Annotated in this window: 18 protein-coding genes; 8 read left to right on the top strand and 10 right to left on the bottom strand. The window is 59.6% G+C overall.

Annotated elements, in window-relative coordinates:
* Positions 1–17: 17 nt before the first annotated feature.
* Entirely contained in the window at positions 18–824 is an 807-nt protein-coding gene (locus MSNKSG1_RS08080; RefSeq protein ID WP_152638744.1) for a CsiV family protein, read from the top strand.
* On the opposite strand, the gene MSNKSG1_RS08085 is transcribed toward MSNKSG1_RS08080, so the two are convergent.
* From MSNKSG1_RS08085 to MSNKSG1_RS08105, 5 genes are read right to left on the bottom strand one after another with little or no spacing between them, the layout of a single operon-like run.
* On the bottom strand, positions 799–1584 hold the full coding sequence (locus MSNKSG1_RS08085; protein ID WP_008938761.1) for an S-methyl-5'-thioinosine phosphorylase: 786 nt from the start codon (positions 1582–1584) through the stop codon (positions 799–801). The genes MSNKSG1_RS08080 and MSNKSG1_RS08085 overlap by 26 nt on opposite strands.
* Positions 1581–2774 carry a mechanosensitive ion channel family protein gene (locus tag MSNKSG1_RS08090; protein ID WP_008938762.1) on the bottom strand — a complete coding sequence of 398 codons (1194 nt, stop codon included), beginning with the start codon at positions 2772–2774 and terminating at the stop codon, positions 1581–1583. The genes MSNKSG1_RS08085 and MSNKSG1_RS08090 overlap by 4 nt, the downstream gene beginning before the upstream one ends.
* Positions 2775–2797: 23 nt before the next feature.
* A complete protein-coding gene (locus MSNKSG1_RS08095; protein ID WP_008938763.1) occupies positions 2798–3298 on the bottom strand; it encodes a L,D-transpeptidase in 501 nt (166 codons plus the stop codon).
* A gap of 60 nt (positions 3299–3358) precedes the next feature.
* Positions 3359–4036: a TetR/AcrR family transcriptional regulator gene (locus tag MSNKSG1_RS08100; protein WP_008938764.1), complete on the bottom strand. Its 678-nt coding sequence runs from the start codon at positions 4034–4036 to the stop codon at positions 3359–3361.
* A gap of 60 nt (positions 4037–4096) precedes the next feature.
* A complete protein-coding gene (locus tag MSNKSG1_RS08105) occupies positions 4097–4966 on the bottom strand; it encodes a hypothetical protein (RefSeq protein WP_040886814.1) in 870 nt (289 codons plus the stop codon).
* 176 nt (positions 4967–5142) lie between these two features.
* On the opposite strand from MSNKSG1_RS08105, the gene MSNKSG1_RS08110 reads away from it, so the two are divergent.
* Positions 5143–5787: a riboflavin synthase gene (locus tag MSNKSG1_RS08110; protein ID WP_008938766.1), complete on the top strand. Its 645-nt coding sequence runs from the start codon at positions 5143–5145 to the stop codon at positions 5785–5787.
* Here MSNKSG1_RS08110 and MSNKSG1_RS08115 read toward each other — a convergent pair.
* From MSNKSG1_RS08115 to MSNKSG1_RS08130, 5 genes are all read right to left on the bottom strand, one after another.
* Positions 5736–6869: a class I SAM-dependent methyltransferase gene (locus MSNKSG1_RS08115; protein ID WP_040886815.1), complete on the bottom strand. Its 1134-nt coding sequence runs from the start codon at positions 6867–6869 to the stop codon at positions 5736–5738. The two genes, MSNKSG1_RS08110 and MSNKSG1_RS08115, sit on opposite strands and share 52 nt — an antisense overlap.
* A gap of 137 nt (positions 6870–7006) precedes the next feature.
* Positions 7007–8053, bottom strand: a complete 1047-nt coding sequence (locus tag MSNKSG1_RS08120) for a class I SAM-dependent methyltransferase (RefSeq protein WP_008938768.1) — start codon at positions 8051–8053, stop codon at positions 7007–7009.
* Positions 8054–8124: 71 nt separating this feature from the next.
* A complete protein-coding gene (locus tag MSNKSG1_RS19270; RefSeq protein ID WP_008938769.1) occupies positions 8125–8298 on the bottom strand; it encodes a hypothetical protein in 174 nt (57 codons plus the stop codon).
* Between the two features lie 121 nt (positions 8299–8419).
* A complete protein-coding gene (gene can, locus MSNKSG1_RS08125) occupies positions 8420–9100 on the bottom strand; it encodes a carbonate dehydratase (RefSeq protein WP_008938770.1) in 681 nt (226 codons plus the stop codon).
* Between the two features lie 83 nt (positions 9101–9183).
* A complete protein-coding gene (locus MSNKSG1_RS08130) occupies positions 9184–14052 on the bottom strand; it encodes an NAD-glutamate dehydrogenase (protein WP_008938771.1) in 4869 nt (1622 codons plus the stop codon).
* A 161-nt stretch (positions 14053–14213) separates the two neighbouring features.
* On the opposite strand from MSNKSG1_RS08130, the gene MSNKSG1_RS08135 reads away from it, so the two are divergent.
* From MSNKSG1_RS08135 to MSNKSG1_RS08160, 6 genes are read left to right on the top strand one after another with little or no spacing between them, the layout of a single operon-like run.
* Positions 14214–15176, top strand: coding sequence for an AAA family ATPase (locus tag MSNKSG1_RS08135; RefSeq protein WP_008938772.1), 963 nt, complete (start codon positions 14214–14216; stop codon positions 15174–15176).
* Positions 15177–15206: 30 nt separating this feature from the next.
* Complete coding sequence (locus tag MSNKSG1_RS08140; protein ID WP_008938773.1) at positions 15207–16154, top strand: DUF58 domain-containing protein; 948 nt, start codon at positions 15207–15209, stop codon at positions 16152–16154.
* A complete protein-coding gene (locus MSNKSG1_RS08145; protein ID WP_008938774.1) occupies positions 16151–16621 on the top strand; it encodes a DUF4381 domain-containing protein in 471 nt (156 codons plus the stop codon). The genes MSNKSG1_RS08140 and MSNKSG1_RS08145 overlap by 4 nt, the downstream gene beginning before the upstream one ends.
* Entirely contained in the window at positions 16615–17640 is a 1026-nt protein-coding gene (locus tag MSNKSG1_RS08150) for a vWA domain-containing protein (protein WP_008938775.1), read from the top strand. The genes MSNKSG1_RS08145 and MSNKSG1_RS08150 overlap by 7 nt, the downstream gene beginning before the upstream one ends.
* The gene (locus MSNKSG1_RS08155) at positions 17633–19468 is read left to right on the top strand and encodes a VWA domain-containing protein (protein WP_008938776.1); all 1836 of its coding nucleotides are present in this window, start codon (positions 17633–17635) and stop codon (positions 19466–19468) included. Before MSNKSG1_RS08150 ends, MSNKSG1_RS08155 begins: the two co-directional genes overlap by 8 nt.
* Positions 19462–21231, top strand: a complete 1770-nt coding sequence (locus MSNKSG1_RS08160) for a BatD family protein (RefSeq protein WP_008938777.1) — start codon at positions 19462–19464, stop codon at positions 21229–21231. The genes MSNKSG1_RS08155 and MSNKSG1_RS08160 overlap by 7 nt, the downstream gene beginning before the upstream one ends.
* Positions 21232–21239 lie beyond the last annotated feature (8 nt).

Below are 21239 nucleotides of genomic sequence, written 5' to 3' on the forward strand. Positions count from 1 at the left end.
AAACCGGGAGTAGACTGTTGCAACCCATCACAGATTGTTATCGCCGCATGGCCGGCCGAATCATTGCCCTGTGCCTGCTTACCGTGCTTGCGACGGCTACTCAGGCACAAGAGAGCGCCACCGGAACCGCTCAATCGATACCGGACGATTACTACCGTGCCGAGTTTGTCATTCTGGAACGCATTGTCGATCCCGCGGACATCGACGAGAAGATGTCCGGCCGGGAGGTCACACCTCCCGAGCAGAGTGACCAGGTGCTCTGGGCCGTCGATCAGGATGGCACCCCCGAAACGACTCTGGATCTGGTCAAGGACAGCGATCTGTATCTGAACACCGCCGCCCAGCGACTGGAGCGCAGCGGCAAATACCGGGTGCTGATGAAAGCGGGGTGGTACGAAGCATTCCCGCCGGGCTACGAAGGCGACCCCCTGAAGGTAAGCATTGGCAATTGGCTGGACGGAGCCCGCCAGCGGGAAATTCAGGGCACGATCACCATTGACCGCAAACGCTACCTGCACGTCAAGGTCAACCTGAACCAGTGGCAGCTCGCCCCGGAAGCCCCCATGGAAGAGCAGCCGGGCATGACAGCCGCTCAACCGGACCAGCCCGGAACCGCACCATCAGCAGAAGACGCGGACCAGGCGTCAGTAACGCCGGCGACCGAACAACCCCCAATGCCCGAGACCATGATGGCCCCGACACCGGTACAACTGCTGACCTGGATTCACGAGACCCGCCGCATGCGGAGCGAGGAAATCCACTTCCTGGATTCCCCTACGATCGGCGTGCTGGTCTTCTTCAAGAAGGTTGAGGCAAAGGACTGAGCCGCCCCAATTCCGCCATCGAGTCGGTCAGGATGCGTTTGACACCGGACATCCCCTGCTCGATGGCCTCCTCGATTTCGGCCATGGTGATGATGTGGTCGGACTTTCCCGCCGCCCAGTTAACCACCAGCCCCAGACACACGTAACGCATTCCGAGTTCGGCGGCGAGAACGGCCTCCGGCATACCGGTCATTCCGACAATGTCACACCCGTCGCGCTCCAGGCGCCGGATCTCCGCTGCAGTTTCCAGACGGGGCCCCTGAGTCGCACCATAAACTGCCGAATCCGAACAGGGAACACCGGCTCCACCGGCCGCATGGATAAGCGCCTGACGCCCCTCATGATCGTACGGCCAGGTAAAGTCGATATGGGTGACAGCATCAAGATCACCCTCGAAGAAGGTGCTGGGGCGCCCCCAGGTGTAGTCGATGAGCTGGTCGGGAATCACAACCCGGGCCGGGCCCATATCCTCGCGTATACCGCCCACTGCGTTGACACCGATAACCGTCCGGACACCCGCGTCGTGCAAGGCCTGAATATTGGCGCGGTAATTCACCTGGTGCGGAGGAATCCGGTGTGGATTGCCATGCCGGGACAAAAAGATCACCGACTGACGCCCCAATCGCCCTTCCACCAGGGGAGCCGAAGGCTCGCCCCAGATGGTGCTGGACGGGTGCTCACCCACGATTTCGAGCCCGGAGAGGGTGGTCAGTCCGGTACCGCCAATGATGCCCACCGGCGCATTCAGTTCTGCCTTCATTTTGCCTGCCCTGCGGATTCTGCCTTTTCTGCCGTCTGATTTTGGCTGGGCGCAGCGCGCCCTTCACTTTCCCTCGCCTCAGGAGAGGACACCTGAATGCCGTCCGGCAGGTGCAGGGTCCTGGTCGGGAATGCCACTTCGGCGTCGTGGCTCTCGATGATCTCGCTGATTTTCAGTAGCACATCCTGTTTGATTTCATGGTAACGAACCCACTGGGTCGTCTTGGTAAACGCATACACCATGATGTCGAGGGAGGAGTTGTTAAACGCCACGAAGTTGACGATCAATGTCTGCCCGGTATCGATTTCCTCGTGATTCTCCAGCATCGACCGGATCTCGGAGACGATCGTGGCCATTTCGGACATATCGGCGTACCGGATGCCGATGGTCTCGTAGATCCGTCGATTGTGCATTCGGGAAGGATTTTCGACGGATATGGTGGTAAAGGCCGCATTCGGAACATACAGGGGGCGCTGATCGAACGTCCGGATGGTGGTCACCCGCCAGCCAATATGTTCAACGGTGCCTTCGATGTTGCGGTCGGGCGACCGCACCCAGTCACCCACCTTGAACGGACGGTCCAGGTGCACAATCATGCCGCCGAAAAAATTGGCCAACAGATCCTTGGCGGCGAAACCGACCGCGATACCGCCCACGCCACCGAATGCGAGCACGCCGGAAATGCTGTACCCCAGGCTTTGCAGCACAATCAGTGCAGCGGTGATGATGACCACCGCACGGGACAGTTTGCTCACCGCATTCACGGTGGTGTAGTCCATGGGCCGCTTCATTTTCAGCGGCGACACCAGGATCTTTTCAGCCTGCTTGATCAACCTCAAGAGGGTCCAGACCACCACCCAGATGAAGCCCAGCTCCAGCACCGTGCGATTGGCCCGGAACACCTCGGCCTTGGAATAGTGATGGGCCACTTCAGCAGCCCAGTAGACGCCCTGCAGCCAGACAAACAGCACCACAGGCTTTCGCAGCGCATGAAGCAGCGCGTCATCCCAGAGATTCCGGGTCTTATCGAATTTCCGCTCGATGGCGCGGATCAGATGACTCATGAGATAAGCCACCAACGCCGTGGCGAAAACCATCACGAAGATCATCACGCCCACGCGCCATCCCTGGGAGAGAACGCCGAACCCTTCAATCCAGCGATTGACTAATCCCAACAGCTCTTCAACCATCGATTCCCTCGATTTCCGACAAATTACTGGATAGACACGCGGACGCCGGGCCGGACCCGGGTAAACAGTTCGATCACGTCGCGATTGCGCATACGAATGCAACCATGGGATGCCGCAACCCCCATGGGTTCGGAATCCGGCGTTCCATGAATGTATATGAAGCGCCGGAAGGTATCGACCCTGCCGCCTCGATTACGACCGGGTTCAAGGCCACACAGCCAGATGATTCGACTCAGGATCCAGTCCCGTTCGGGCTGATTTTCCGCCAGTGCCGGGCTGTAGATCTCCCCCGTGGGGCGCCGGGCACGAAACACGGTATTCTCGGGCAAATCACCACCGATCATCGCACGGATATAATGCATCCCCCGGGGGGTACAACCGGAACCATCCTGTTCTCCGGGCCCATTCAGCCCGGTAGATACAGCGTAGCGCGTCAGGACTCGATCCTGCGGGTCCAGGACAGACAGTGTCTGATCGGTCAGTGAAATGGACAGGCAGGCGATGTTCGGATCAGGGAAGGTCAAAACCGGTCAGGCTCCGCTCTGGACGTTTCAAGAGCTGAAGCCTAACCGACGGAACAGAGGTCAGGCAACCGAGATTTTGCTGTCCACGGGCGGCATCAGCATGGGATTCTCTGCCTGCATGCCGGCCGCGAGGAACGGTACGAGACGGAGGGCAATCTCCTGAACCGACGTCTCGACCCCGGTTTTGTTCTGGAGAATATCCCGCAAGGCATCGGAGCTCGACATAGTGAATGCCGTTGCACCGAGCATGAACTGGATGCGCCAGTAACGATCGACCGCAGACAATTGCGGTGTCGCCTGCTTCAGCAAGCGCATGAAACGACTGAACGGCTCGCTGTATTCCTGTTCGAGAAACTTGCGCAAGTGACCCTGGGACTGAGTATAGGCCAGGCCCAGCAGCCTCATGAAAATGGCAATGCCCTTTTCGTTGCGCTGCGGCATACGAATCGAGCTCTCGGTCAGCGCCCAGAGCGTTTCATTAAGCGTCGGCGGCTGGTCACCGCAACGCTCTTCCAGCTCGTCAAACGCCTGCTCGAGGGTGGCGGAAAACGGCGTCAGGAAGCGCGCAAACACGGCATGAATCAGCGCGTTCTTTGAACCAAAGTGGTAATTGACAGCAGCGAGGTTTACTTTAGCCTTACTGGTAATCATTCGGAGCGAAGTTTCAGAGAACCCTCTCTCGGCAAACAGCTCCTCGGCCGCATCGAGAATTCGGTCAACAGTGTCGGATTGCGCCATTTTGTTATCAGTGCCTCTAGCAAACGTCTGTTTGAAACATACGTTTGAGACACTCTGTTGTCAAGTTCGCGGCTCCGGCTCTGCCGCCACGCTCTGCCACCCCCGATCAATGGCTACCTGGTTGCCCTCAAAGAACGCCTGCTGGACCCGACCATACGCCTTTTCCGCTTCCAGAAGGAAAATCAGGTACAGCCGAACATGCTCCCGGCGCCTCAGGTAACGCGGCAAAGCCCGGCGTTCCGACAGGCGCACCAGCTCACTGAACCGGGTGTTTTTCAAAGCCGGATTGAAATCGGCCATCCCGACACACTGCCAGACCAGCCCGGCCTCCCCTTCCAGATGCGCCGCGTGCCTTCGGGCATCGGAAAGAAGACGCTGGCGCAGGAGTACCAGGTCCAGAAAGGAAGGCTGGGACGAATAGACCCGGCGGATGACCGGGACCCCCAGCAACAGGATGATCACAAAAGCGCCGAACGCGCCACCTGCCAGCCAGGCGGGTACGAAGCTACTGAGTCCGCTGAGAAAGAGCGCAGCGGCAACCACCGCGCTGAGAATCCAGATATCCCGTCGACGACGGGCCGCAGCCATGGCGTAATTGTCCGGCCATCCACTCATCGCCAGCACGTCAAAATCCATCAGCAGGACGCGATCACACTGCCTGAGCAGAAGACGCAGCTTCCGCTGACGCGATTCGGCCAACAACCGTTCTGACCCATCCGGCTCGCCGCCCTCCTCTGTAACCTCGGACTCCGCAACCGACTGCTCCAACGCAGGTGCCGGCGCCGGTTCTGCGGGTGTTCGCTTGTCGGGCTCCCCTGCCTCTCGGGCATCGGGTCGGGCCGGCAATGGATCCGCTGCGCGCCCGGTGCGCAGTACGGGTTCACTGGTGGTGTCCGGTACCTGTTGACCGGTTTCTGGATTTTCCGCCATAACCTTGACCGAGCCGATAAATGGAAGCTTTCTGTAAAACGTAACGGCCCCCGTCGTCATTCCTTGAATTTCTCTGCCACACCGGGGGTCCGGCGTTCTTGGCAAGGCGGTGCCGGACCGGCTATGCTTCCAGCCTTTCCGCACGCATGCATTACCAGCCAGTTACGAGGTCCGTTATGTTCACAGGTATCGTCCAGGGGATCGCCACGGTCGAGGAAGTCACCGCCGTTACCGGGCTCAGCACGTTGGCACTCAGGTTTCCCGACGACAGGGTTCAGGGCATCACCATCGGGGCCTCGGTGGCGATCAACGGCACCTGCCTCACCGTCACGCGCCAACAGGACAACGTTCTCTATTTCGACGCCATGCAGGAAACCCTGAAGGCGACCACGCTGGGGGCGCTCAGCGTCGGCGACCGGGTGAATTTTGAAAGGGCAGCAAGGATAGGTGATGAAATCGGCGGCCATCTGCTTTCGGGCCATGTCCACACGACGGCCGACATTGTCGAGATTGAACGCCCGGAGAACAACGTGACAATCTGGTTCAGCCTGCCGGAGAACTGGGCAAGATACGTTTTCCCGAAAGGCTACATTGCGATCAACGGCGCCAGCCTGACCATTGGTGAGGTGACCGGCACCCGATTCAATGTCCACCTGATTCCGGAAACGCTCAGGGCAACCACTTTCGGGAAGGCCGAGGTGGGCGACCGGGTCAATATTGAAATCGACAGCCAGACACAGACCATCGTGGATACCCTGGCGCGGCTTGGCTACGACCGCCCGGCTTCGAACACGACAAATTTCGGGTCGGCATCGAGCTGACGAACAGACGGGAAAATTGTCTTCAGTGATCGGTGGTAGCCCAGATGCCGGTTACCCACCATCAGCATCCGGCCCTGAGCCGACAAATGTCGTGCGGCGCTCCTGAAAAGCCGCAGGGCCACGTGGTCCCCCACCACCCCGCCTTCATGGAACGGGGGATTCAAAAGGATCAGATCAAACGACCCGAGATGCGCCGGAAGGCCGTCTTCGTGACAGAACCGGGCCTGCGCATCCGGCACCGCGCTGATCACGTTGCGGCGGGCACTGAGGATGGCCTGACTGGAAACGTCGGTGAAGGTCACCAGCAGATCGGGACGACGGGCAAGCACGGATAACCCCAGGACACCATTGCCACAGGCCAGGTCCAGTACCGCAGCACCAGGCGGAAGGGACGCAACGGCCTCTTCAATTCGCGGCAGCAGCAGGCGGGTTCCGATATCCAGCCGGTCCCGTGCGAAGACCGCGGGCAACCCGAGCAGCTCGAGATTGTCACGGAGACGATAGCCCCGCCACTGCCCGGCACCGTCGCCCAGCGTTGACTCCCCTTTCCGGCAGACCACCACTCTCGCTTTTTTGCGGGCCGGTAAAACCTGTTCGGTTATCACAGCCTCGGCAAACAGATCCACGCTCCGATCCGGTAGATGCTTGATCATTCCGCCCGCCAGCAGACATCCATCGTCGGCAAGCACACCGTTCACCCACCGGAGTAGCCAGGCCAGGTAATCCGATTGCCGGGGAATTCTGAGGACGACCAGATCGAAAGGACCCTCAGGGGGCGAGAGCCAGCTGTGAACCTGCTCATCAGCGTCGGTCTCGCCGGGCGCATTGAGATCAAGAGAGGTTACGAGGGTCGCACTGTCGGCAACCAGACACGGACGGAAACGACGCAACCCGAGAGCAAGTGCCCCGAACTGGTCGTCCACAACAAGAACCCGCGTATTGCGTTTTGTCTCGAGCCATTGACCGGCCACCTCAAGCAGGAGCTCGTCGGCAGCATCCCAGGCCCTGAGCGATTTGTCGCCGCCCCCGGGTCGCCGGAGCGCCAAAGCTCCCGAAGGCGTTTGTAGCAGTGAATTTGTCATTTCAGGCATAGAGGCTGTTTCGATTCACACAAATTCCAATCTAGGCTGATTACTCTAGAAATTGGCCTTAAGGTTTGAAGGGTTCATGCAATTCACCCTTCGCCCCACACCCCAGGGGCTTTTTTTTGCCTGTCTGTTCAGCGACGAAACGCACGGTAGACGGTAAACCGGCCGCTCTCAAGCACGCGCTCGACGCCTTTCAGGTATCGCTTCATCGGCTCTTCGTAGGGCAGGAAATGGTTCGCGACCAGACGCAGTTCGCCGCCGGGCTTGAGGTGGCTTGAAACGCTTTCCAGAAAGCGCTCTGTCATGGAGGTATCCGTTTTGACTCCGGTGTGGAACGGTGGATTGGTTACAATAGCGGACCAGGAACCCTGGATACCCGTCAGGCCGTCTGAGGGCTCGACCGAACCTTCACAGCCATTCCGCCGGTAGGTTTCCCTGGCACAAATCAAGGCCTGGGACTGAACATCAACGCCATCCACCGGTGTCATCGCCTGGCCCGTATCCCGCTGACGGACCTGGAGCCAGCTTCCGATGACCCCGGCACCACAGGCAAAATCCAGAATCCGGTCGGCGTTCAGGGGCAATTCCACGAGCGAATCGAGCAACAGCGACGTGCCCTCGTCCAACCGGCCAAGACTGAAGACTCCGGGAAGGCCGGCCACATCAACCGACGTGTCACGGTGACTGACCCGGCTCCATGACAGCCAGTCAGAGAGGTTGAAAGACGCAGAAGGGCTCACATCGTCGGCACACCAGACCTGGCAATGCCTCGCGCTATCCACTTTGGCCGCTGACGGCAACAAAGCCCGGAGTTGTTTGACCGCACCGGCAATACCTTCCTTCTTTTCCCCGATCAGCATCAGCACGGCACCGGGCGCTGCCAGCCAGAGCGCCAGCGTCAACCGCAGGTCGAGCTCTGCCCGGGCCTTGGGCAGGAAGACCACCACCGAATCGACGCTACCGGCCTTCAGGGCGCCGTCATCGTATCCAAACGCCGCAAGCCAGCCATCGACAGACGTCATGGACTCGTACACGCCAGCATGGTCGGTGAAGGCCAGACCCGGCGTTTCAAAATGGGAGAGCAACCGGGCATCCCGGACACCCAGCAAGCCTACCCGGCCCGTCAGTCGATGCTGGTTTCTGAGCAGTGCTTCGTGGGAATTTGGTAATGCAGACATGAAAGACACATTCCGCCGTGGAACATCAAGCGGGATATGCTAACAGGAAAGAACAGCGGAAGTCCGGCCGTTTATTTGTAGCGGGATACCGTGCCGATTCGCAGTGCGTCTTCCGGGGACATGCCCCAGTCTTCCTCACGGTGACGCCCGGGCTCCGCCATTGCGGTCTTGCGGCCCTGCTGAGCGGATTCACTGTGCTTACGCTGGGCAATGGCGCTAAGTGCTTTGTGCATCAATTCTTTCATGGTGACCTCCCGTGCTACAACGATTCCCACTGTAGCAAACGGTGAGGTGACCATCTGTGACGACGCCACCGGTCAACAAGTGACGTGAATCACGATTTTTTGACGCTATTTTACATTTCAGTCAGACCGTTTCTTGACGCCCCGACCTGACAGGACGACGCACAAGCTCCTCAACACTCTGTTGACGAACGGTATCGCGCTCCTCCTCATTCGAGATGGACATTCCCATATCGCGAAGAAGGCCGTCCGACACATCGTACACGAAACCGTGAACCGTCAGCGGCTGCTCCCGGCGCCAGGCCTCCTGAACAATGCTGTTCTGGCACACATGCCCTACCTGCTCCACCACGTTCAGCTCACAGAGCCGATCAATCCGATCCTGCTCTGTCGGAATGGCGTCCAGGATCGCCTGATGTCGATCCCGGACATCCTGAACATGACGCAGCCAGTTGCTCATCAGTCCGAAGCCCTCGTTGAGCAACGCAGCCCGGACCCCACCACAACCATAGTGACCGACCACCAGAACATGCTTGACCTTGAGCACTTCAATGGCGAACTGGAGTACCGAGAGGCAGTTGAAGTCTGTGTGCACCACCACGTTGGCAACGTTGCGATGGACAAACAGCTCACCGGGCAACAGATCCGTGATCTGGTTTGCGGGAACCCGACTATCCGCACAGCCGATCCACAGGTATTCAGGCGCCTGCTGATTGGACAGTCGGTCGAAGAACTTGGGATCAACGGACTTGATACCGTTGGCCCAGGCCCGATTCTTGTCCAGAAGATGATCTAGCTGCCCCATTCACTGCACTCCCGCTCTTGATATAGAGCCACCGATTGAACGCAAATCATTGCTCTAAAGCAAGTCCCTCTTGGTATTAGGCCTCAGGCTCCCTGCTGCTGGTGCATGGTGCTCTGGGCCAGGTCCAGCAGCTCCCGGAGGGCCACCGAGAACATGGCGTACTCCGGCTCTCTGGCACTCTTGAGCTCCGACAGCATGGACTTCCAGCGCCCGATCATAGGCTCGTGTCGTTGCAACCATTGCTCGACGCTGTTGCCCACATCGTCGGGCGAGGCGGCCTGCTTGAGAACCCCGGTGGTCAACGCACGCTGCTGCCAATCCAGATCTTCCCGGAAACTTTCCCGGGCCAACGCCTCCCAGTGGGAGCCTGGCTGCAGCTTCGCGATCGAGTCGGCAAACCAGTTCAGGTCAAGCCGTTCGCCCAGCTCATAGTAGAGATTGGCCACGGTTTTGAGCGGCATATCGACCGCCTCTCTCGCCTCAATAATGCCAAGCGACGAGTAAAGATGGCCAGTACCCGCCATGACCGACGCGAGTTCTTTGGGCAGCCCGCTCTCCACCAGTCTGTCATGGCGGGACGCCCAGGTCTGCCGGGCCTGTTCACCCAGGTAATCCGGCAGATTGGCGGTTATCGCCCAGACATTGTCGGCAAACCGCTCCATATGACTCTGAATGTTGAGCTCGGCGCGGCGATTGCGCAACAACCAGCGGACTGACCGGCGCATCAGGCGCATCAGGTCCTGCATCAACTCCATTTGTACCTGGGCCGGGATATGGAAATCCTGGGCCTCGATGCGATCCCACCAGTTGTCGATCCGGAACACGTCACGGGCAATGATCCAGGCCAGCGCGATGGAGGCAGCATCAGCGCCGGTGGACTGGTTCAGACGCTCCACAAACGTGATGCCCATGTGATTCACCATGTCATTGGCGATCTGCGTGGCAATGATTTCGCGACGCAGCTGATGCTCACCCAGCTCCCTGGAAAACTGCTGCGTCAGGGCCCTGGGGAACACTTTGTACATCTCGCCCGCCAACGAGGGCTCATCCGGCAGGCTACTGTTGATAAGCGTCTGCTTGAGGTCTCCTTTGACGTATGAGATCAGCACAGACAGCTCCGGACGGGTCAGTCCCTTCTTGGCGAGTTTCCGCTCGGAAAGCGTCTCGTCATCCGGCAGAAACTCGAGGGCGCGGTTGAGCTTGCCTTCACTTTCGAAGGTGTTCATCAGGCGGCGATATTCCTCAAGCCGCACGCCCGCATCCTCGCTGGCGATACTGATTGCCTGGGTCTGACGATAGTTGTTCTTCAGTACCAGGTTCGCCACATCGTCGGTCATTTCCTCCAGCATCACATTGCGTTGCTTGCCGGTCAGATCCCCCATGGCCACGGCCCGGTTGAGCAGGATCTTCATGTTGACCTCATGGTCCGAGCAATCAACACCGCCGGAGTTGTCAATGAAGTCCGTATTCAGGCGACCGCCGTTGAGGGCGAATTCGATGCGGCCAAGCTGGGTCAGCCCCAGGTTGCCGCCCTCACCGACCACCTTGCAGCGAAGTTCCTTGCCGTTGATCCGCAGACCGTCGTTGGCCTTGTCGCCGACATCGCCATGGGACTCGGAACTGGCCTTCACATAGGTGCCGATGCCACCCACCCAGAGAAGATCCACCTGGGCCTTGAGGATATGACTGATCAGCATGTTGGGCGGAACCCGATCGGCCTTGATCCCCAGCAGCTTTTTCATTTCCGCACTGACCGGAATCGACTTGGCGCTTCGACTGAAGACGCCCCCCCCCTTGGAAATGAGTTTGGGGTTGTAGTCGGTCCAGGCTGACCGGGGCATTTCGAACAGGCGCTTACGCTCCTTGAAGCTGGCTTCAGGATCCGGCGCCGGATCGATAAAGATGTGAACGTGGTTGAACGCCGCCACCAGGCGGGTCTTTTCCGAACAGAGCATGCCGTTACCGAAGACATCCCCGCCCATGTCGCCAATACCGATGGCGGTGAACTCATCCAGGGCCGGGTTGATGCCCATCTCCCGGAAGTGTCGCTCTACGGACACCCACGCGCCACGCGCCGTAATGCCCATCTTCTTGTGGTCATACCCATTACTGCCGCCGGAGGCAAAGGCATCGCCCATCCAGAAACCGTATTCCGCGGACAGGCCATTGGCGATATCCGAGAAGGTCGCAGTGCCCTTGTCAGCGGCAACGACCAGATAGTGATCGTCTTCGTCGTGGCGGATCACCCGCTCAGGCGCCTGGATCCCCGAATCGACCAGGTTATCCGTAATATCGAGCAGACCCCGGATAAAGGTTTTATAGGCCTCGATGCCCTCTGCCTGGAAGGCTTCCCGGTCGGAGGGGTCAGGCAGGCGCTTGGCAACGAATCCGCCCTTCGCCCCCACCGGAACAATGACCGCATTCTTGACCTGCTGGGCCTTGACCAGGCCGAGGATCTCGGTCCGGTAATCCTCGAAGCGGTCGGACCAGCGCAGTCCACCCCGGGCGACCTTGCCACCACGCAGGTGCACACCTTCCACGCGGGGCGAATAAACGAAAATTTCGAACATGGGCAACGGCAGTGGCATATCCGGAATCCGGGACGGATCGAATTTTACGCTGATATAGGGTTTGGGCAGTTCCGCGCTGTCCAACTGATAGTAGTTGGTGCGCAGCGTGGCCTGCATCAATTCCATATACAGTCGCAGCACCCGGTCTTCACTGAGGTTATCCACTTCATCCAGTCCGGCATTGAACTCGATTTCCAGCTTCTGCTGAACGGCTTCGCTCTTGCCCGCACTCTGGAAGCGTTCGGGACTGAAGCGCACTTCGAAGTATTCCAGCAACAGGCGGGTGAGCGTTTCATGGTTGACCAGCGTGTTGGAAATGAACGTCTGGCTGTTGGAAAACCGGATCTGCCGCATATAGCGGGCATAGGTGCGCAGCAGCGCAATCTCCCGCCAGTTCATATAGGACGAGAGCATGAGCCGGTTGAAGGCGTCGTTTTCCGCCTCTCCGTGCCAGACCCGACGGAAAAGCTCCTCGAAAATCGGCCGGATCCGGTGGATATCAACCACATCACCGGTGTGAGCCTGCAACGTGAAATCGTGGATCCACACGGACTTGCCGTGACGGTCCAGAACCTCGAAGGGATGCTCGCCCAAAACCCGGAAGCCAAGATTGTCGAAAATGGGCATCACATCCGACAACGGCAGCGGCTCGTCCGGATAGAACAATTTGAAGTGCAGCGTGTTCTCGTCTTCTTCGAGGGCACGATAGAAGCTCATGGCCAGGTCATCGTTACCGACAGCCGCGGAAATATGCTCCAGGTCGATGGCTGCACGACGGGGCGAGAACATGTCGGTATAGCTGGCCGGAAAGCCACCGGCCCAGAGCCGGTAATATTCATTGCCACGCTCTTCGCCGTAGGCCTCACTCAAGGAGTCGTAGAGACCGTCCCGCCAGGATTGCGCCAGGGAGATGACCTTGTCGCGAATCTCGGCCAGGGGAAGTTCACGATTCTCAACCTGAGGCACGCGGATGGTGAACTGGACCCGGGCCAGTACCGATTCGGAGAAATGGGTGACGAACTCGATGTCTTCCGCTTCAAGGGTGTCGAGCAACACCTGTTCCACTTTCAGGCGCAGCTCGGTGTTGTAGATATCCCGCGGGAAGAAGGCGAGACAGGTCACGAACTGCCCGTACACATCCTCGCGCATGAACAGCTCGATACGCCGGCGTTCCTGAATATAGAGAATACTCTTGGCAACCCGCAGAAGTTCGTCTGTCTTGATCTGGAACAGCTCATCCCGGGGGTAGAGAGTGAGGATCTGCTCCAGCTCCTTGCCAGCGTAGTCATTCCGGAGAAATCCGGACCGCTTCATCACACTCTCGAACTTACGACGTAGCAGCGGAATCTCATCCGGCCGTTCGTTGTAGACCCTTGCGGTGTATAGCCCGAGGAAGCGACGTTCGCCCACAACCTCGCCTTTCTCATCGAATTTCTTGACGGCTATGTAGTCCGGATAGGCCGGCCGGTGAACCCGGGAACGCTGCGCGGATTTGGCAAAAATGAAGATGTCATCGGAGCGGGTCATCTCATGACGGGTCCGCTGCGGCAATTCGTCCAGCCGTACCCGATCCGAGCGCTCGTTATTGACCCGGAGTATCCCCAATTCCGAATTTTCGACCCGACGGACGATAATGCCGCTCTTGTCCTTGGCAAAATCGTATTCGTCGTAGCCCAGGAAAGTGAAATGGTCAGACACAAGCCATTTCAGAAACGCCCTCGCCTCGTCCTTTTCTTCAGCACTGATTCCGGCGGTCGTGGTATCCAGCTCCTCAATGCTCTCATTGACCTTGTCGATCACGAGGTCGAAATCCGACACCGCGATGCGCACCTCATGCAACACGGTCTGGAGCGCCTCTTCCAGCTCCTTCAGGTCTTTCGGATCGCTGTGGCGATCGATTTCCAGAACGATGAAGGCTTCGTACTGCGCGTCCGCGCCCGCCTTCTTCGTGGAATAGAGCTTCTTGAGCTTGCCGTCGCTGTCACGATCCACGCGCAGAATGGAATGCTGGATCGAATGGGTCCCGATTTCGCGCTGGTTGATCGCGATCCGCAGGGAGTCGATCAGAAACGGCATGTTCGGGTGAAGGATAAACACGACCGTATGGGTTGACTGCCAGCCATCGCTCTCCAGATCGGGGTTGAAGACCGATACCGGGGTCTGATCGGCACTGCGCTTCTGCAAAAACTGCCAGGCAGCAAGGATGGCACCGTAGGTGTCCTGGAATCGTCGACTCACCAATTCTTCAAGGGGAATATGCGCGTAATGCTGCTTGGCAAATTCACTGATCTTCTTCGCTTCTGTTTTGGCAATCTTCTGGGCGAAGGCTTCTGCCAGGTGCTCAAAAAACTGTTCCTTGCTGGCCACAGTCAGCGCGTTCATGTGTTACCTCTGGTCTGTATGAAATAAACGTAATCGACGTATCGTCACATAAGCATAGTCAAACCCTTGATTTTTGCCGGTCAGACGCCAAAACTGCGGCAACTACTTACGCACAATACATTTCGTCGAAAGAACATCGGACAGGGGGGTTGTCGAATCCAATGTCACTACAGCATACGTTCGGTGAGCTGCGGTCTCAGTTAGCCAATCGGATAATTGGTCAGGAAAAGCTCGTGGATCGATTGCTCATCGCCTTGCTGGCCGACGGTCATCTTCTGGTGGAGGGGGCTCCAGGTCTGGCAAAAACCACGGCCATCAAGGCCCTGGCCGATCATCTCGACGGAGATTTCCACCGGATCCAGTTCACACCAGACCTCCTTCCATCAGACGTCACCGGCAGTGAAATCTACCGGGCCGAAACCGGACAGTTTGAATTCCAGAAAGGCCCGATCTTCCACAACCTGGTGCTTGCCGACGAAATCAACCGGGCGCCCGCCAAGGTGCAGTCCGCGCTCCTTGAAGCGATGGGCGAACGCCAGGTCAGCGTTGGTCTGCAGACTTTCCCCCTCGACAAGCTTTTTCTGGTGATGGCGACCCAGAACCCCATTGAACAGGAAGGCACCTACCCGCTTCCGGAAGCCCAGCTTGACCGCTTCCTGATGCACGTCATGATCGACTACCCCTCACCCGAGGCAGAGAAAGCCATCCTGCACCTGGCCCGGAACGATTACCGTCAGGGCGTGCCCAAAACCGAAACACGCATTACCGCCGAGCAGGTGTTCGCTGCGCGGGCGGAGGTCGCCGAACTCTATATGGCGGAATCGGTCGAACAGTATTTGCTGGCCCTGGTATTGGCGACCCGGGATGCCGCCAGCCTTGATCCGGAGCTGGCGCGCTGGACGGCCTTCGGCGCCAGTCCCCGGGGCACCATTGCCCTGGATCGTTGCGCCCGTGCCGCCGCCTGGCTGGATGGACGCGATTACGTGACACCGGAAGATGTCCGGGCCATGGCGTTCGACGTTCTTCGGCACCGGATTCTGCTGACTTTCGAAGCCGAAGCAGAAGGCATGACCGCGGACACCGTTATCCAGCGACTGATCGACCGCGTTCCGGTCGCGGCCTGATCACCAGAACTCGCACCAGACAACCTCACCATGGTCACTCGCGACGCCGCCACACATATCGACCTGCCGGATCTGATCCGGCTTCAGGCCGATGCCAGAGCCCTGAAACTGCCCTCGGCCCGTCCGTCCCGGGCCCGGCACTCCGGTCTCCAGCGATCTCCCCAGAAGGGACGTGGCATGGCATTCGCCGAAGTTCGACAGTATCAGCCCGGCGATGACATCCGCAGCATCGACTGGCGGGTAACGGCACGGCGCCAGTCGCCTCACACCAAGCTCTACGAGGAGGAGCGCGAGCGCCCGGTTCTTCTGTTGTGTGACCTGAGCGCGAGCCTGTTCTTTGCCAGCACCGGTGCCTATAAACAGGTTCGCTGCGCCCAGGTGGCATCGATCCTTGCCTGGCTGGCTCTCTGGGCCGGAGACCAGGTGGGCGGCATCGTGTTCAACGGCGAGCACATGGCCGTGCTGCGCCCGGCCCGGCGCAAGAAATCGGTCCTGAGACTGCTCGACGCGCTTGCCGAGCAGCAACACAAACCCGGCGAAGACATCCAGGCTGCCATCGACCCGACGGCCTCCCGGAACGCTCTCGATCAGGCACTCCAGGAAGCGCGCCGGGTGGCCCACACGGGAAGCCGGATTTTTGTCATCAGCGACTTTCTCCAGCTTACGGACGAGACCGCCTCGCTACTCGGTGCGCTGGCACGCCACAATCAGGTCAGTGCGCTGCGCATCGTTGATCCCCTGGAGCAAACGCTGCCTGAACAGGGTCGGTTCGCGATCGCCGGTCCCGACGGTCCAGTGTGGTTCAACGCCGGCAATCCCCGCTTCCAGGCGGCCTGGCGGGAGAAGGTCGAGGCCCACGAAACCGCCCTTTCCGCCTGCTTCCAGAAATCCGGTGTCTTGTCTGCGACCCTGATGACCGGTGACGATCCGGCGACCGCATTGAAGCCATTGCTCGGACCGAGGGGGCGGATCGGATGAACCCACAGGATCCTCTCAGCCAGCTAAAGGACATTCACTTGCCGGCCACCGGTGGATTCTGGCCGCCGGCACTCGGCTGGTGGCTATTGGCGCTGGTGCTGATCGGCCTGATCGTGCTGGCGGCCCTCTTCTGGGTACGCCGTCGTCAAAGGAGGCGCTGGCGCCTCGTGGCCCGCCAGGAGCTGATTCGACTCGAACACGATGCCCAGGCCACATCCGCCTGGTTCAATCACCTTAATACGCTTCTGAAACAGTGTGCCCGCCAGTGCCATCCGAACTCCCAGCCGGATTCGCTCAGTGGTCAGGCCTGGATTGATTTTCTCCTGAGCACCGCGCCGGAAGACCGGATTGCCTCCCGGCCGGTGGTTGAGGCCATGGTAGAAGCCAGTTGGACCCCCCATACAGAAGCGGATCCGGGACACGCCCTTGCCTTCGCCAAACGGTGGCTGGAGGGACAGAAATGCTGAATCTCGCCTATCCCTGGATACTGCTGTTGGCACTGCTTCCCCTGTTGATCCTCTGGCGGCGACCGGCCCGAAAACCGGTGGATGCGCCAGTATTACCCACGGGACACTGGCTCTCCGGATTGCCCGGAGTCAGTCGCCAGGGAAATACCACGCCGCTGTGGCAGAAAATCCTGTTGATGGTGCTCTGGATACTGATCGTGGTCGCGCTCGCACGTCCCCATTACGTGGGAGACCAGGTGCAACTGCCGGTAACCGGCCGGGACCTGATGCTGGTGGTGGACATTTCCCCCTCCATGGATGAGCAGGACATGGTGATCCAGGGCCGGAGCATCAATCGCCTTCAGGCGGTCAAACACGTGCTCAACGATTTCATCACCCGCCGTAAAGGCGATCGCCTCGGTCTTATCCTCTTCGGTTCCGAACCCTATGTTCAGGCGCCACTGACGTTTGACCTCGAAACGGTCCGGACGCTGATGCTTGAATCGGGTCTGGGCATGGCAGGCCGTGCCACGGCGATCGGCGATGCCATCGGACTTGCAGTCAAGCGTCTGCGCAATCGCCCCCAGGACCAGCGTGTGGTCGTTCTGCTCACCGACGGTGCCAATACCGCCGGCGAAATCAGTCCGGACAAGGCTACTGAAATTGCCGCGGCCGCCGGTGTCCGCCTGTATACCATCGGGATCGGCGCGGAATCCATGGTCCAGCGTGGTTTGCTGGGTTCCCGCCGGGTCAATCCGTCCCGGGATCTGGACGAAGCGCTGCTGACCCGTATGGCCAAACAGACCGGTGGCCAGTACTTCCGGGCCAGAAGCCTGCCGGAGCTGTCCATGATCTATCAGAGCATCGACCAGCTGGAACCGATCAAGCTTGAAGGAAAATACTACCGACCGGTCACCGACCTGTTCTACTGGCCCGCCGGAGCAGCCGCCATCCTGGGTCTGCTCTGGTGGCTCGGGCGATTAATCCGGCTCCGGCGCGATCGGTTCAACGCGGAAAGTGGAGGGCTGAGCCGTGGCTGACTTTCATTTTCTCCGCCCCATCTGGCTCGCACTGGTATTGCTGGCGCCCGTGATCGCGTTCGTCGTTCGCTCGGCTGCCCGGGGCGACAGTGGCTGGGGTCGCTGGATACCCCAGCCTTTGCTTGCACCCCTGATCCGACACCGGGGGCAGAAGACCGGGAACCTCCGCTCCCCCCTCTGGCCGATCACATCGGCGGTGATTGTCCTGGCCCTGGCACTTGCCGGTCCGGCGTGGCGGGAAGCCCCCACGCCGCTGAAACGCCCCGGGGACAGTCTGGTTGTCGTGCTGGATCTGTCACTCTCGATGCTCGCCACGGACGTGAAGCCCGACCGCTTAACCCGCGCCAAACGCAAAATCCGGGACATCCTGGATGCCCGCAAGAGCGCACTCAACGCATTGGTCGTCTATGCGGCAGATGCCCACGTGGTAACGCCTCTGACTGACGACGCCCGAACCATCGAGGCAATGCTGGACGTCCTTGATCCCGTGATCATGCCGGCACAGGGCAATCGGGCGGATCTGGCCATCGACCAGGCCCGCAAACTCCTGGATCAGGGAGCGCCCGGACGGGGCCGGATACTACTGATTACCGACGACGTGTCGGACCGGTACCAACAGCGCATCGAGAAAGCGCTGGAGGGAACCTCCTTCACATTGAGCACCCTCACCGTCGGAACCCCCGAGGGCGGCCCCATTCCGCTCGCCAAGCGCGGGTTTATCCGCGATAACGGGAATATCGTGATTGCCCGGTCCAACCCGGACGCATTGTCGTCACTGGCCCGGCAGAATGGCGGACTGAATCACCACCTGACCCTGGACAATACCGACATCCGAGCGCTGGAACTGACACCGTCAGCAGACGCAGACTGGCAATCTGAAAACAGTGACCTCAAAGTCGAGCGCTGGCAGGACGACGGCTACTGGCTGTTGTGGCTGTTCGTGCCACTTGCCCTGCTGGGCTGGCGCCGCGGCGGATTCGCGGTGCTCGCCCTTCTCATTTTCCTCCCGCTTTCGCCCCGCCCTGCGATGGCGGCCAGCTGGGACAGCCTGTGGCAACGGGACGATCAGCGGGGCCCGGCACTGATTGAGGAGGATCCTCAAAAGGCCGCCGACGAACTGCACAGCCCCGAGTGGAAGGCGTCCGCCCTTTACCGTGCAGGCCAGTACCAGCAGGCTGCGGATCTGTTCAAAAAACTGAAGGGCGCCGACGCCGACTATAATCGGGGAAACGCTCTGGCCCGGGCCGGGAAGCTGAAAGAGGCGCTTGCCGCTTACGACGATGCGCTGGCTAAGGCTCCCGACATGGAAGATGCCCAAACCAACCGGGACATCGTCAAAAAACTGCTCGAGAAACAGAAAAGCCAAAGCCGGAATCAGCAGGGCAAGGATTCAAAGCAAGGGCAAAACCAACAGGACAAAAACAACAAACAGAACAATCCGTCCGACTCCTCCAGCCAGAACGGGCAGTCCGACCAGAGCGATAACCAGAGCCAGTCTCGGTCCGATGAGGATTCGTCCCAGGGCAATCGGGACCCGTCCCGGGATAGCCAGAGCGGACGGCAAAAGAAGCCCGGCGACGAACAGGAACAGCAGGATGATTCCCAGGCCGCCGGCGCACAAAAGGATTCACGTGACGAATCGCCGGAACAGCAGCAAAAACAGACGGCCGAGGCTCCGGCGCCAATCTCGGAACAACCCCTCAGTCAGGGGCAAGAGCAATGGCTTCGGCGGATACCCGACAACCCTGGCGGATTGCTGCGCCGCAAATTCCTGCAGCAGTACGAGGAACGTCAGACACCATCCGATGAGGGCGACACACCATGGTAAAACGGATTCTGGCCACGCTGACCGGATTGTGCCTCTTGCTGGCGCTGGTACCGGCGAGTTATGCCGACGGCCTGACGGTGGAACCGGACCGGACCCGGCTGTATGAGGGTGAGGTGCTGACGGTCACGGTCAAGGGCACGATGAAACTGGATATCAATCTGAGCAACCTGTTCAATTTCGACCTTTCGGAGCTGCCCGCTCCGGATATCGACAAGGTCAAACCGGACTTCGAAATACTGGGCCAGAACCAGCGGTACAGCATTCGAACGGTGAATAATGACATGGTGGGAGAGATCACCTGGACCTACCAGCTGGCGCCCACGAAAACCGGCAAGCTCACTATCCCCGCGCTCACCTTCAAGGATTCGACGTCCAAACCCGTCACCATTGAAGTGGTTTCCGGTTCGCCACCGGACCAGCAGAATTCAGCAGCCAGGGACAGTTTCATCGAGTTGTCTGCAGACAAGGATCAGGTTTATGTCCAGGAACAGCTGATCCTGACCATAAAGCTGTTTTTCACTGGCAACCTGATTCGGGGCGAGCTGTCCGAACCCGAGGACCCGGATACCATCATAGAACCCCTGGGCAAACAGTCGGAGTACACCCGCTACCGCGATGGCATCCGTTATCGGGTGGTGGAACGACGCTACGCCCTTTACCCGCAAAAGCCAGGCGAGCTGAAATTGCCCCCGATCCGGTTCGAGGGACAGGCCCGAACGCCCGAGGGCCAGCTGAAGTTCCTCCGCGACAGCCAGGAATTCTTTGCCGTGACGGTCAAGGACATTCCGGCGGATTTCACCGGCGACACCTGGCTACCGGCCAGCGACCTGTCACTCGAGGAAAGCGGTTTGCCGACAACCGGCAAGGTCGATACCGGTGAGAACCTGACCCGGACACTGACACTCAAAGCCTCGGGACTGCCGGCGGAAACCTTGCCACCGCTACCGGACAAAGCTCCTGAGGGCATCCGGGCCTATCCGGAGCAACCCCAACGCTCAACCGATACCACACCGGATGGACTCAATTCGACCCTGAGTCAGACCACCGCGCTGGTTCCTGTCCAGGCCGGCAAGAAAACACTGCCGGAGATTCGGATTCCATGGTGGGATACGGATACCGACACCCAAAAGGTCGCGGTGATCCCGGCCACAACCCTTGACGTTGCAGATGCCGGATCAGTCACGGGTCTGCAGTCGTCCACCTCGGCCCCTCCCGGCGGGGTCTCAGGCTCGCCAAACGGGCAAAGCCCGTCTGATACTCCCGATCCGGACGCGTTGAAAGGCAATCCCACCGCGGGAGCTCCGGGTTATTGGCCCTGGATCAGCCTGGGCCTGGCCGTGGCCTGGCTGGCCACCCTGCTGGGATGGTTCTGGTCCCGCCATCGGGGCGCCGGTAATGCCGGAGGTGATACCATCGAGGAGGATCCCGATGAGCAATGGCTGTTTGACCAACTCATTGAAGCTGTTCGCCACGGCTCGCCCTCTGTACCGGGGTTACTGACCCGGTGGATGCAGCGCCGCTTTCCGGATTGCGATTTTCGGACCACAGACGATGTGGTTCGTTTCACCGGTGATGCCACCTTGCGGATCGAGCTTGAGCGGCTCCAGGCCGGTCTGTTCGCGCCGGATGGGGAAAGAGAGAACGCGGAGCCGGATTTGCGGGCTTTGTCGAAGGCGTTGGAACAGTTGAGAAAGCAGAAGGCCAGCCGGGAAAAGGGCGATACCCTTCGTCCCCTTTATCCCGGCAACCTCTCGTCTGGCTGAACGACCAG

The sequence above is a fragment of the Marinobacter santoriniensis NKSG1 genome (genome assembly GCF_000347775.1).
Taxonomy (GTDB): Bacteria; Pseudomonadota; Gammaproteobacteria; order Pseudomonadales; family Oleiphilaceae; genus Marinobacter; species Marinobacter santoriniensis.